Origin of the sequence: Paraglaciecola arctica, from assembly GCF_018861065.1 — a bacterium.
Taxonomy (GTDB): domain Bacteria; phylum Pseudomonadota; class Gammaproteobacteria; order Enterobacterales; family Alteromonadaceae; genus Paraglaciecola; species Paraglaciecola arctica_B.
Window position 1 is genome coordinate 179239 of the sequence record NZ_JAHKQO010000039.1, and the last position, 12238, is coordinate 191476.

General features: G+C 41.3%; 12 protein-coding genes. 11 read left to right on the forward strand and 1 reads right to left on the reverse strand.

The features are described from left to right. Positions 1-39: 39 nt before the first annotated feature. The 6 genes from KO534_RS18405 to KO534_RS18430 all read left to right on the forward strand — a co-directional run bounded on the left by KO534_RS18405 (position 40) and on the right by KO534_RS18430 (position 6099). Complete coding sequence (locus KO534_RS18405) at positions 40-1044, forward strand: LacI family DNA-binding transcriptional regulator (RefSeq protein WP_215931889.1); 1005 nt, start codon at positions 40-42, stop codon at positions 1042-1044. A gap of 202 nt (positions 1045-1246) precedes the next feature. Beyond that, positions 1247-2383 carry a Zn-dependent alcohol dehydrogenase gene (locus KO534_RS18410; RefSeq protein ID WP_215931890.1) on the forward strand — a complete coding sequence of 379 codons (1137 nt, stop codon included), beginning with the start codon at positions 1247-1249 and terminating at the stop codon, positions 2381-2383. Positions 2384-2389: 6 nt separating this feature from the next. Further along, entirely contained in the window at positions 2390-3199 is an 810-nt protein-coding gene (locus KO534_RS18415) for an alpha/beta hydrolase (RefSeq protein ID WP_215931892.1), read from the forward strand. Between the two features lie 103 nt (positions 3200-3302). Next, positions 3303-4460 (forward strand): cytochrome P450, encoded by a 1158-nt coding sequence (locus KO534_RS18420; RefSeq protein WP_215931894.1) that lies wholly within the window; start codon positions 3303-3305, stop codon positions 4458-4460. Positions 4461-4529: 69 nt separating this feature from the next. Further along, positions 4530-4838, forward strand: coding sequence for a 2Fe-2S iron-sulfur cluster-binding protein (locus KO534_RS18425; protein WP_215931896.1), 309 nt, complete (start codon positions 4530-4532; stop codon positions 4836-4838). Between the two features lie 10 nt (positions 4839-4848). Next, on the forward strand, positions 4849-6099 hold the full coding sequence (locus tag KO534_RS18430) for an NAD(P)/FAD-dependent oxidoreductase (RefSeq protein WP_215931898.1): 1251 nt from the start codon (positions 4849-4851) through the stop codon (positions 6097-6099). A gap of 293 nt (positions 6100-6392) precedes the next feature. On the opposite strand, the gene KO534_RS18435 is transcribed toward KO534_RS18430, so the two are convergent. Then, positions 6393-6884, reverse strand: a complete 492-nt coding sequence (locus KO534_RS18435) for a DUF2938 domain-containing protein (protein WP_215931900.1) — start codon at positions 6882-6884, stop codon at positions 6393-6395. 79 nt (positions 6885-6963) lie between these two features. On the opposite strand from KO534_RS18435, the gene KO534_RS18440 reads away from it, so the two are divergent. The 5 genes from KO534_RS18440 (at position 6964) to KO534_RS18460 (ending at position 12209) form a co-directional block, all read left to right on the forward strand. Beyond that, the gene (locus KO534_RS18440) at positions 6964-7377 is read left to right on the forward strand and encodes a helix-turn-helix domain-containing protein (RefSeq protein ID WP_215931902.1); all 414 of its coding nucleotides are present in this window, start codon (positions 6964-6966) and stop codon (positions 7375-7377) included. Positions 7378-7509: 132 nt separating this feature from the next. Next, on the forward strand, positions 7510-8259 hold the full coding sequence (locus KO534_RS18445) for a substrate-binding periplasmic protein (RefSeq protein ID WP_215931904.1): 750 nt from the start codon (positions 7510-7512) through the stop codon (positions 8257-8259). Positions 8260-8521: 262 nt separating this feature from the next. Then, positions 8522-8977, forward strand: coding sequence for a DUF2798 domain-containing protein (locus KO534_RS18450; RefSeq protein ID WP_215931906.1), 456 nt, complete (start codon positions 8522-8524; stop codon positions 8975-8977). A 21-nt stretch (positions 8978-8998) separates the two neighbouring features. Continuing rightward, entirely contained in the window at positions 8999-9724 is a 726-nt protein-coding gene (locus tag KO534_RS18455; RefSeq protein WP_215931908.1) for a siderophore-interacting protein, read from the forward strand. Between the two features lie 199 nt (positions 9725-9923). Beyond that, positions 9924-12209 (forward strand): CRTAC1 family protein, encoded by a 2286-nt coding sequence (locus tag KO534_RS18460; protein WP_215931910.1) that lies wholly within the window; start codon positions 9924-9926, stop codon positions 12207-12209. Positions 12210-12238: the final 29 nt, after the last annotated feature.

The window sequence follows — 12238 nt, forward strand, 5'->3', positions numbered from 1 at the left end:
TCAAACACCAATTTAGTTTAAAAGACCAATAAGTAAACTATGGCTACCATAAAAGATGTTGCTAAAAAGGCTGGTGTATCAACAGCCACTGTCTCCCGTGTAGTGAACAACGGGCCCAAAGTAGGCGACAAAACCAGAGCCAGAGTGTTAGCTATTATGGCGCAACTCGGTTACCACCCAAATGAAAACGCTCGAGCCTTGGTCACCAAAAAGAGTCAATCATTAGGTGTTGTTATTCCGGATTTAACCGACCCGTTTTTTGCATCACTTGCTAACGGCGTCGACAAAATCGCGCGACAAAACAATATGCAATTGTTGCTCAGTACTGGCTCAATCAGCGAAGAGTCAGAACGCCAAGCCATTAGTTTTTTATTAGAGCGAAGATGTGAGTCTATTGTGGTGCACAGCAAGAAACTCAGTGACCAAGAAATCATAGAGTTCGCAAACAAAATACCTGGCCTTGTTTTGATTGACCGCTTTATTCAAGAAATAGCAGATAAATGTATTTGGTTAGACAACGAAGAAGGCGGCAAAATTGCAGCAAGACACTTGTTGTCCTTAGGTCACAAACAATTGGCCTGCATTTCCAGTCGATATCAAATCGACGACCCCGCTTTGCGATTTAAAGGTTTTAAAAACGAACTGACCGAGTCCGGGTTATCTTTATTGGCGCATCACTTTGTTGAAGATGAACCCAATTTACAAGGAGGCGAAGTCGCTACCCAAAAGCTACTCGCCAGTGATACTAAGTTCGATGCAATATTTGTATACAACGATGCCATGGCGATTGGTGCCATTTCAACTTTGGAAGACAATGGTTTTAAAGTCCCCCTAGATGTATCGGTAATCGGATTTGATGACGTTTTATTGTCTAGATACTCACGCCCTAAGTTAACCACACTACACTACCCCATTGAAGAAATGGCGGAATTTGCCGCTCAGCTAGCCTTAGGAAAAATAGCCGCGCCAGCGACTGAACAAGGTAACGGCCATAAGTACATACCTAGATTAGTAAAGCGTGAATCTACGTCACTTAAAACCTAATAAACTTCAAATGTTGCTGCTTCACCAGAGAATAACTGTCCTTTCAGCAAATAACTAAATTTTGATATTAAGCTACTCATTTAACGTTTCTAAGCATTTTTATTAGCATATAAACGATATTTTATGCGCCAATGCTGACAGTACTGTGAGTACTGATTGTGATTAAATTTACCCTGCATTTAACTCAATAGAATTCATTAACATGATCAAATCAAAAGCAGTTATTTCAGATGGCAATGGACAGTATCACCTTGATAACATCGAAGTGGGTGAATGTGCCGATGACGAAGTGTTAATCAAAATAGCGGCTGCAGGTATATGCCACACCGATTGGGATTCCATACAAACTTGGAATAAACCTTTTATTGTGGGTCATGAAGGAGCAGGTTGGGTACAGGCTGTTGGTAGCAAAGTAACTAAGGTCGCTGTGGGTGATAAAGCTATTTTGAATTGGGCCATTCCCTGTGGCGAATGTTTCCAATGCCGAGAAGGTAATGTGCATATTTGCGAAACCAACTCACCGGTTTGCGGCTGTGGTTTAGCCGGTCATGCCAAAATAGAGTCATCTACTCACAACCAGCAACCTATCGAGCGTTCTTTTCATCTAGGTACTATGAGCGAATATGCCATAGTTAAACAAGCTGCAGTGGTTAAGCTTAATCATGAGATCCCTTTTGCGGCCGCATCTATTATTGGTTGTGGTGTAATGACCGGTTGGGGCTCAGTAGTAAACGCAGCCAATGTACAAGCCGGTGCATCAGTATGTGTTATTGGCTGTGGCGGCGTGGGGCTTAATGCCATTCAGGGAGCAAGAAATTCCGGAGCTGCGAAAATTATTGCCATTGATATTAGTGAAGACAGACTTGCTCAAGCCAAAGAGTTTGGCGCGACTCACGGTATTATTGCAAGTAAAGACGACACCGATTTTATAGACGTAAAAACACAAGTAAAAGCTTTAACCCATGGCCGAGGTGCCGATTATGCTTTTGAATGCACTGCAATCCCCGCATTAGGCTCTGCCCCTTTAGCCTTAATTAGAAGCGCCGGTACCGCTGTACAAGTGAGCGGTATAGAGCAACGCATCGATTTTGATTGTGAACTATTTGAATGGGACAAAATTTATATCAACCCGCTTTATGGGAAGTGTAATCCAGAGCGTGACTTTACGCGGATCCTTGACCTTTATCAGCAAGGCGAATTAAAGCTCGAAGAGCTGGTCACTAAAACCTATAAAATCGAAGATATAGCCGAAGGATTTGATGACCTGTTACACGGTCGTATCGCTAAAGGTGTAGTCGTTTTTGAGCATCACGAGTTTCTCGAGCCTAATGAGCACTAAGTCACTATGTCCATAATACGAATAGAACAATCCAATCCTGAGTTTGCACGCGACAACACCATGACGCTGACACTTAACTCTACACATCTAGGCGGACGCCGAGATGTCACTATCTATAATCCTTATAGTCAGGCTAAAGATTTGCCTGTGGTTATTCTACTTCACGGAGTCTACGGAAATAACTGGGTGTGGATGGACTTAGGTGGTGCACACCTTGTTTATGAACAACTACGTCAACAAGGGTTATCGGAATTTGTGTTAGTGATGCCATCCGATGGCGGCATCTGGGAAGGATCGGCTTATTTACCTTTGCCACATCATGGAAATTTCGAAAAATGGATAGTCGAAGATGTGATAGATGGCGTACAAACCACTGTAGATTCTGTAAGCGAACACAGTAATTTATATATTAGTGGTTTATCTATGGGTGGTTATGGTGCACTGCGCCTTGGCGCAAAATATGCGACTAAATTCAGCGGTATTTCAGCACACTCGGCCATTACCAAAGTAACTGACATGGCGTTATTTACCGATACTCCCTTAGATAACTACCAAACTCAAGTTGAGCACGAATCGGATATTGTGTATTGGTGTAAAACAAACCAATCACAATTGCCCCCTTTACGATTTGACTGTGGCGAACAAGATCAATTATTTGGCAGCAATCAACAGCTCACTAAAGCCTTAGGCGATGCTAATATTTCTCATCAATTCGCGGTGAACCAAGGTAGCCATGAATGGGCGTACTGGCATCAGCATTTGCAGACCACTTTATGCTTCTTCGATAATATTGAAAAAAAGTCTAAAAGCGCATAATTATGATATTTTTAACTCTATATGTAGCATTAATTACAACTTAACTACATTAAAATAACATTATTGGCAATATTAACCACAATAGAAAAACGTTGAGAACTTCATGAATAAAAGTGATTTGAACGACCCTTTTGAACAAGCCAGAGTGGAACAAGGCTTCGCACAAGTTAGCGATCAAGACGATCCTGTCACTATGGTGTTAAGGCTAAAAGACGTCAGAAAGTGTGCACACAACACCAAAACCTTTAGCTCCGAAGATGTCCCTGGGCGCATAGTGGTGCCTTCAGAAGTCAACATTCGTACAACTAGACAAATTCCCTTTGAAGTTGATCCGCCGATGCACAAAGGTTACCGAGCCTTGCTCGACCCTTGGTTTAAACGACCTTTGGAAGATGAATACAAGGCCAAACTTAACGCCCAAATAGATGAATTAGTTGACGCTGTAATAAATGGCGAGCCAGTAGAAGTAATAGAACAGTTTTCATTAGTACTGCAATCCAGAGCGTTAACATTGTTACTTAACACACCTTTCGAAGATTCAGATTTGTGGATTAGTTGGGGTACCCATGTTTTTCGAAGTGAAGGCGAAGCATTAGACGGTGATAAAGCACAAATTCTTTATGATTATATCGATGCAGAAATTGAGCGTGCCATTGCCAACCCGTCAGACGATCTTTATTCGGTATTGTTAGCCGCTGAAGTAGATGGCAAAAAACTCACTAAAGAAGAAGTTAAAGGTGTCATTGTATTAACTTTCTCTGGTGGTCGAGATACTGTTATCAATGCCGTCTCAAACACCATAGCCTATTTCGCTGAGCATCCTGAATCATTACAACGTTTGCGTGACGAGCCTGAAATTCGTGGCCGCGCCATTGAAGAATTCATTCGCTATTTCTCACCTCTTACACACATGGGCCGAGTCGTCACAGAAGATACCCAAGTATGTGAACATGCGGCCAAAGCTGATACTCGTATATCTTTATGCTGGGCCTCGGCAAACCGCGATGCATCGGTGTTTGAAACTCCAAACGAGGTGGTGCTAGACCGTAAAATGAACCCTCACGTCGGTTTTGGTTTTGGTCATCACAACTGTTTAGGGGCTACTCATGCCAGGCAAATCCTTAGCACCTTAATCAATGTACTGTGCGACAAAGTACAGACTATCGATTTGCTGGACACTGAAGACAATATTGAAGAATGGGATGAATTTAAACGTAAGGTAGGGTATCACCGCCTGAATGTTCGATTTAATCCCAAATAACCGCATACTTACCATTCATGCTTACGGGTATTGGATGACAAAAACTACATTAACACCGAGGTAAATAACATGGCAAAAATTACATTTATTACACAAGACGACGAGAACATTGTTCTAGAAGCTGACTCTGGTTCAGTGATGGCATTAGCTGTTGAAAACGGTGTAAGTGGTATCGACGGTGATTGTGGTGGCGTATGTTCTTGCGCAACTTGTCATGTGCATGTTAACCCAGATCAAGTAAGTCAAACCGGAGAAGCCAGTGAAATCGAAAAAGATATGCTGGAACTCGATGACAATGCTAACGAATACAGCCGTCTTTGCTGCCAAATTGAGATTAGTGAAAAACTCGATGGCTTGATCCTGACTGTCGCTAATTAAGGTAAGTACGATGTCTGACATGCAAACGTTGAATGGTAACTGTATTATAATTGGCGCCAGCCACGCAGGTGTGAATGCCGCTTTTGCTTTACGTAAAGAAGGTTGGCAAGGTGCGATCACAATTTTTGATACAGATCCTACCTTACCTTATCATCGACCTCCGTTATCTAAAGCCTATTTAACTAGCGATGATGGCATCGAAAAGAATCTGCTGAAAGCTGAACAAAGCTATGAAAAGAATAATATCAGCTTAAGTTTAGGCATCAAAATCACATTGATAGACCGTCAAAAACAGCTCATTCATACCGAAGATGGTGAGCTGCATAACTACAGCAAACTCATTATTGCCACAGGTGCACGACCTTTTATTCCCCCTATTAAGGGCATAGACAGCGCGCATCAACTATACCCATTACGTACTGCTGAAGATGTTAATCACATCCGTCAGGCAATGTTAAACAGTGACAGCCAAAGAGTAGTCATCATTGGTGGTGGGTACATCGGTCTAGAAACTGCTGCATCCTTAAAGAAAATGGGGGCCAATGTCACCGTACTCGAACGTGAATCACGGATTTTAGCTCGGGTCACCGCTCCTTTAATGTCGGACTATTTTCAACAACTACATCATGAACATGGCGTAGAAGTGTTCACCGCTAAAGATGTGATTAGCATCGAAACAAAGGATGATTCAAATACTGTCATCTGCGCCGATGGTAGCCAATATCCCGCAGATATTATCATTGTTGGTGTGGGTATTCGGGTCAATACTGAACTTGCCTTAGAGGCAGGTTTGGACATTGAAAATGGTATAAAAGTAGATAATGCTGCCCGAACCAATGATAACGATATTTACGCCATAGGCGATTGCAGTTTTCATCACAATCCGCACTACAATCGTTTGATTCGTTTAGAATCGGTGCAAAATGCCGTTGATCAAGCCAAAGTTGCGGCTGCATCGATTTGCGGCAAAGACGTCACTTACGACACCCTGCCATGGTTTTGGTCGGATCAATATGATGTCAAATTGCAGATGGTTGGCTTATCCAGCGGATACAATAAGGTGATATTACGTAAAGAAACAGACGATGAGGGTAAGTTTTCAGTGTGGTATTTTGACCATGACCGCCTATTGTCGGTAGATACAATCAACCACGCCAAAGCCTATGTGGTGGGCACTAAACTCATTAAAAGCGGTGCCGTTATCAACCAAAGCAAACTCGCCGACAGCCGTATAGCCTTGCATCCCGATAACCTAATCTAGTGTGAATTGAAGTAACTAGCAAACACAGGTGTTGTTAATATTGACTTTTGAATAGCTCTGTTTGTGCAAGTTTAACCATTTACACATACAGAGCCGTGGCAACTAGGTAACCAATGGTTTTTCAGCCCGAGTTGAAATAACCAACTTTTCAAATGCCTGGGACCGAACAACAATACATTGTTCAAACGTCTGCGTTTATAAGGGTTGTCATATTTGGCTCTGTTTTATTGTCGGTCTATTTTGTGTTGCAAATGGACTGACTGATTTTCTAAATGGATTAATACATTAAAGGTTTATAATGAGTAAGCAAATTTAACCGCACAAGCTGATAGATACATACCGAACCCAAAGATCCCATGATTCAAAATGCTCTGCAATCTAACTGCATTAGGTTTAGGCGTGCGAGAAGCAGCGATACCCGCTCCCATGCCCGGTTGCATGATAAAAAAAGGAGCGACAACTGTAGCTATCCCCACTACCAGCGCCGGTATAATCGATGGGTGTTGGATCCAAGTTTCTCCAAAAATAACCACTAATAGGGCCGCGTATGCTACGCCTATTATATAGTGCGCCGTCCACCCTATTAAGTGTTCACCACCCACAGCTTCCGATGCAGCAATTGAAACGTGATGAAATTTACCACCTGGTAGATAAGCGATCCAACGGCCCACCAATGCCCAATTAGTCGGCGGAATGTTAAATAGTTGCGCCCTCGCTATTGCCCATAGATCCATCACTGCGGTTGCACCAATGCCAATTAATATTACACAAAATAGATTTTCCACAAACTGCTCCGTTACTGGTTATGATTCTTAACAAATGTTAGTCTACGACTTCAAGTCAACTTTAAGTCAAGAGAAGTTCATGGATATTTCTGAGGTAGCTAAACGCTCAGGTGTTCCCGCCTCTACATTACGTTATTACGAAGAAAAGGGCTTAATTCGCTCTATTGGTAGGCAAGGTATACGCCGAGTTTTCAATGCGAACGTAATTGAACGGCTTGCATTAATTGCTTTGGGTCGAGTTGCTGGCTTTTCGTTGGATGAAATTTCAAATATTGTAGGAAATGAGAAAAAGCCAACTATTGATAGTGATATGTTGCTTCGTAAAGCAACTGAGCTTGACCGTACTATACAAAAATTAACCGCGATGCGAGATGGACTTCAACATGCCGCGGCTTGCACCGCACCGAGTCATATGGAATGCCCTAGGTTTCGTCGCTTAATGGGATTGGCAGCATCAGGAGGAATTAAAGGGGCTAGCTCGAATAAGTTATAAAACAACTCTCATAAAAAGCCTGTTGCTCAAAACCTATCGCTGTTGCTCACAAGAAATGCCACCGTGAATTCTACTGTACATAACATAATGATTATGTATGATAAATTTGTGTTTTATCAGAGACTGGCATATATGTTCAAGTCACTATTGGTGTTTATATTTCTAGCAAGCGTATTTCTGTCATTTACTACCCAAGGGGAAAACTCAAACACTGTATTACAGGTAGGTGTTCCTGAAATTCCTCCTTTAGTTTATACCAACAAACAGGGTCAATTAGTTGGTACTTCAGTACGTTACTTTGAGTTATTACAGCAACAAACCGGATTAGAATTCAACTTAACCCCCTACCCTTATGCACGTATCGTTTATGGCATTAAACAAGGCACGTTAGATCTCGCCGTTATTTTCAAAAATCCCCAATTGGAAGGTTATGCTGATTTTATAGGGCCTATTTCTAAATCAAAAGTCATAGTCCTACCTCAAGTAGGTATGGAAATTAATAGCTACAATGAATTGCTTCCACTAAAACAATTTGCAGTCATTCGTTCTGCCAGTTTATCAAAAGAGTTTGATCGTGACTTTCAAGGACGCAAACTTGAAGTAAGAAATTATCAACAAGGTATTCAACTACTCAGTTTGAAAAGAGTTGATGCACTAGTCGGCTCTTTAGTTGGAATTGAATACAATGTAGCTGCGCTAGGAAAAAGCATGAACGACTTTGGACGACCATTTGCCCTGTCAGAGAAAGAAATATGGCTACATTTTTCAAAAAAATCCGCAAATAGAGACGCAATCAATACCCTTAGAGTTGCAGTCAAAAACCAATATAAACCAGATTTAATGTATGAATTGTATAACACTGCCAAACAAAGCAGCGAATAGAAGAATACAGCGCCAACTTACCTACAAAATTATTTAGACTCGTTAACTAATATAAGCACCATTATGTCTCTTATGCGACCCTCTCGTTATAACTCGCTTTAATCAGTGCAATTTCGGCTTAATAAAGCGCGGATAAACTAAACAGCACTTCGCGTAATTCCACTGGTATTCCTCGATGTATGATTCAATTTAAATATAGTTGACATTATCAACCTAAATAATTATAGTAGACATTATCAACTATAATTATTTGGATGCTGTTATGCAACTTAAGTTAAAAAAAGCATTGGTATTGCTTCCGATTATGCTCAGCTTAATCGCTACCATTACCGGTATTATGAGCTATGTTAATTTGGCTCCTGAACAGCACTTTTTACAAGCCTGGTTAAATTCCTTTGTGTTTGCATTTTTGGTGATGTTGCCAAGTGGCGCATTAATATTTGCTGCAATACATAAATTGGTAAATAGCCTGTTTGTAAGAATGCCAAGCCTATATAAAAAACTATTGCAAGGGATCTTAATGGCCGTGGTAATGGAGTCCATCTTGGCCATTGTGACCACTGCAATTAATCATGACTTTGGCAATATTAGTCACTTCACCACTACTGTCATCACTAGTTTCTTGTACGCCTTACCCATAGGTCTTGGTTTTGCGTGTTTGATGACCTTTGTGCTGCATCCAAAACTTGAAACCTTTTTTGCCGATCCACAAGCTTAAACAGTAATTTAGGAGATAATAATGGGCCCCAAGATGCGCATGACACAAGTCTTGTCAGTGAGTGATATTTCGCCTCATATGAAACGTATTATCGTTACTGGAAATGAACTCAAAGACTTCCCTTCCGATAAAAAAAGCGCTCATGTTAAAGCAATATTTCCTAAACCCAACGTGGCTAATAAAATGCCTAAACTCGGTATTTATTTTGGCTTTAAGCAATGGATGCGCTCATACACTATTAGAGAATTTAATCCACAAAGTATGCAGCTAACATTAGATTTTGCCGTTAACGATCACCAAGGTTTAGCGAGTAATTGGGCATCCAACGCAGTACCAGGGGATCATCTTGGAATCGCTGGTCCAGGTGACAGCAAACACCCCGACTTATACGCTGAGTCTCATTTGATGTTTGGTGATATCACTGCTCTACCTGCCATTGCAGGCATATTAGAACTTATGCCCGACAATGCCAAAGGTGATGTGTGGATCCAAGTACCTGAAGAACAAGATATACAAGATCTAGTGGCCCCAGCCAATATGCTAATCAACTGGCTAGTAACGCCCGATAAATTAACTGGCGATTTTTTATCAGCACTAGCCTCACAAAAAACTGACTTGAACAATACTGCTATTTTTATCGCGGCAGAAGCCAGCGTAGTGAAACAACTTAAAGCCCATCTTAACGAACACTGTCAATACGACAAAACCAAGCTATACGCCAGTGCCTATTGGAATAGAAAAAAATAGACATCCCCAGTCCGCTAGAATTAAACGTTTTGTTAAAAGCCAAGTCTAGTTTTAGCGTAGTTTCATTACACACTTTACTAAAAATAAAGCGGCCGAATCGTCACCAAACTAGGTGCAACACAAATATTGTTTACAATAAACATTTAACATCATAAGATAGATGCAACTTTAACTTAGTAACAGCGAAGGTTATTGCATCATGAGTAAACTAAGTGGCGCGGTCATGGCAACTGTCATTGCCTTAACGGCAAGCCTATTCATTAATGGGTGCAGCACGGCAACTGATAAAAATGCGCGGCAAACTCAATTGCCAAGTCAAGCTGTGATTAATCACGCTGTGCATATCAATAACCAAACCGATTATGTTACCTCCTATGACGTACAAGGCTCGTTGCTTAAAAAGTTAATACTGCAACTTACGTTAGACAAACATTATGGCAGTTTGAGTCTGTCGGCCAACAACGAAGTATTGGTAGACAATATCGATATTCCCAGCGCCGGAAAACAAACCTTAAATGTGTTAGTACCTTTTAAAGCACTAGGTCAGCATAAACTTACGTTTTCAGGCAGAAGCAATAACATCACCATTAACCGTGCATATTTTGAAGATATTGACGGGCTCGACTTACCTAAGTACCGCGATATTTCCAAAGAAATAGGCCTTGATACCGAAGAAACTTACAAATACGGCGGGCCAGCTGTCGCCGACTATGATCAAGACGGTGATTATGATTTTGCCCTGAATAATCACAATCATGTCCCTACTCAAATCGTGACCAACAATAACGGCAAAGTCAGTATCCAGCGCCTCTTTGACTCTCCTAGAGATCTTCATGGTTCAAGTTTCGGGGATTATGATAACGATGGTGATTTGGATTTGCTGGTAGCTTTAGGTGGAGGCAGTGGCAGTAACCCCACATCTTACGAATTATTCCGCAATGACAAAGGTGAGTTCATTAATGTCTCCGCCGTTGCTGGTATAAATATTCCAGCCAGAGGACGTGCACCTCGATGGGTCGATATCGATCTTGATGGAGATTTAGATATCGCTTTATTCAATGCGCAAATGCCAAATAGTAATGGACCAATACAACTTTTTTATAAAAATAATGATGATGGCACTTTTACTTATACACAGATTGATGGCTTGCAAGATGCATATGCTGAACGTGTATTGGTGACCGACATTAACAACGACGGCAAAGATGACTTTTTGTTATTTTCTCCCGCGTCTATGTGGGTAAATAATGGCGATTGGACCTTTACTGATGTATCCAAACAATGGTTACCAGAACACATCAATGGCCAAGTAAGCATTATTAATGCTGCCCAATTAGATGTTAATAATGACGGTCTATTTGATTTGTATTTTGCTCGAGGCAAAACCCATTACCAACTATCCAACAAATCCATCGACTTTAACCCAAACAACAAAAAACTCGATATTCGCGACAATGGTGAAACGGGCACAACCCTTATCGATTTTAGCGCCAAAGATGATATTACTCTGTTTGATATGGAGCTGGTTTATCGCTTATATGATGGCGGTTGGGCGATTTATTTAGGCGACAGTAAAACTCGCCATGTGGTGAATGCCAAAGGCTTTCAGGAGAGACAACGTCCTGTTGAAATGCGCACTGCCGAAAAGTCACTTAATATTAGCCAAGACATGGCCAAGGGCTGGCCTGAAAAACGAGAGTCCAATGGTATGTATATTGGCTATCTCGGCGATGGCAAATGGCGAGCCGAATGGGTCAGAAATCAAAATGTCTTTTGGGGTGTTTCGTTTTCAATCACTGGTGTAAGTGACGTCAGTCATGATTGGGCGCCTAACTACCGCAACGAAAAAGATGTGCTACTGATCAATAAAGTTGATCATTTTGAGGATGCATCAAATGAATGGAACTTACCACCAGGTGGCGATCATTGGGGCGTGACTCATGGTGATATGAATAACGACGGTTTTGAAGATATCTTTTTATATCGTTATGGATTCTTAAAAGAGCGCATTGCCGATTTGGTATTGCTTAACACTGGTAATAATAGTTTTGAAATGACCACGCAACATGGCGCTTTTAGCGCCAATGATCCCGGTCATGGCGACATGGGCCAAGCCTTTGATTTTGATTTAGACGGTCAAATAGACATGCTTAATGGCAGTGAAGAAGAAGGCCATTGGTACCTGTATAAAAACATCAGCAACACCTCCAATAACTTTATTTTAGTAGATGTGGATTATAGCCCAGTCGGCAAAGTAGACGCTTATTCTGCGCTGGTCACAGTTACCACTGAATCAGGCAAACAATATAAAAAGCGCGTCGCCTCTGCAGGCGAATCATTTTCACAAAGCATGCTCAACAAAGTGCATTTTGGACTAGGTCAAGAAACCCAAATAAAACGTATTGATGTTCGCTGGAGAAATGGCGAAACAGTGGTTTTAAACGACCTGCAAGTGAACAAAATGGTAAGCACTAAAAAACAATAGAATGCCGATAGGGCTTAAATAAAATGTGT

What these genes read in the sequence shown, in the direction of transcription:
- KO534_RS18405 (WP_215931889.1), top strand. Translation starts at nt 40, where the DNA reads ATGGCTACCATAAAAGATGTTGCTAAAAAGGCTGGTGTATCAACAGCC.
- KO534_RS18410 (WP_215931890.1), top strand. Translation starts at nt 1,247, where the DNA reads ATGATCAAATCAAAAGCAGTTATTTCAGATGGCAATGGACAGTATCAC.
- KO534_RS18415 (WP_215931892.1), top strand. Translation starts at nt 2,390, where the DNA reads ATGTCCATAATACGAATAGAACAATCCAATCCTGAGTTTGCACGCGAC.
- KO534_RS18420 (WP_215931894.1), top strand. Translation starts at nt 3,303, where the DNA reads ATGAATAAAAGTGATTTGAACGACCCTTTTGAACAAGCCAGAGTGGAA.
- KO534_RS18425 (WP_215931896.1), top strand. Translation starts at nt 4,530, where the DNA reads ATGGCAAAAATTACATTTATTACACAAGACGACGAGAACATTGTTCTA.
- KO534_RS18430 (WP_215931898.1), top strand. Translation starts at nt 4,849, where the DNA reads ATGTCTGACATGCAAACGTTGAATGGTAACTGTATTATAATTGGCGCC.
- KO534_RS18440 (WP_215931902.1), top strand. Translation starts at nt 6,964, where the DNA reads ATGGATATTTCTGAGGTAGCTAAACGCTCAGGTGTTCCCGCCTCTACA.
- KO534_RS18445 (WP_215931904.1), top strand. Translation starts at nt 7,510, where the DNA reads ATGTTCAAGTCACTATTGGTGTTTATATTTCTAGCAAGCGTATTTCTG.
- KO534_RS18450 (WP_215931906.1), top strand. Translation starts at nt 8,522, where the DNA reads ATGCAACTTAAGTTAAAAAAAGCATTGGTATTGCTTCCGATTATGCTC.
- KO534_RS18455 (WP_215931908.1), top strand. Translation starts at nt 8,999, where the DNA reads ATGGGCCCCAAGATGCGCATGACACAAGTCTTGTCAGTGAGTGATATT.
- KO534_RS18460 (WP_215931910.1), top strand. Translation starts at nt 9,924, where the DNA reads ATGAGTAAACTAAGTGGCGCGGTCATGGCAACTGTCATTGCCTTAACG.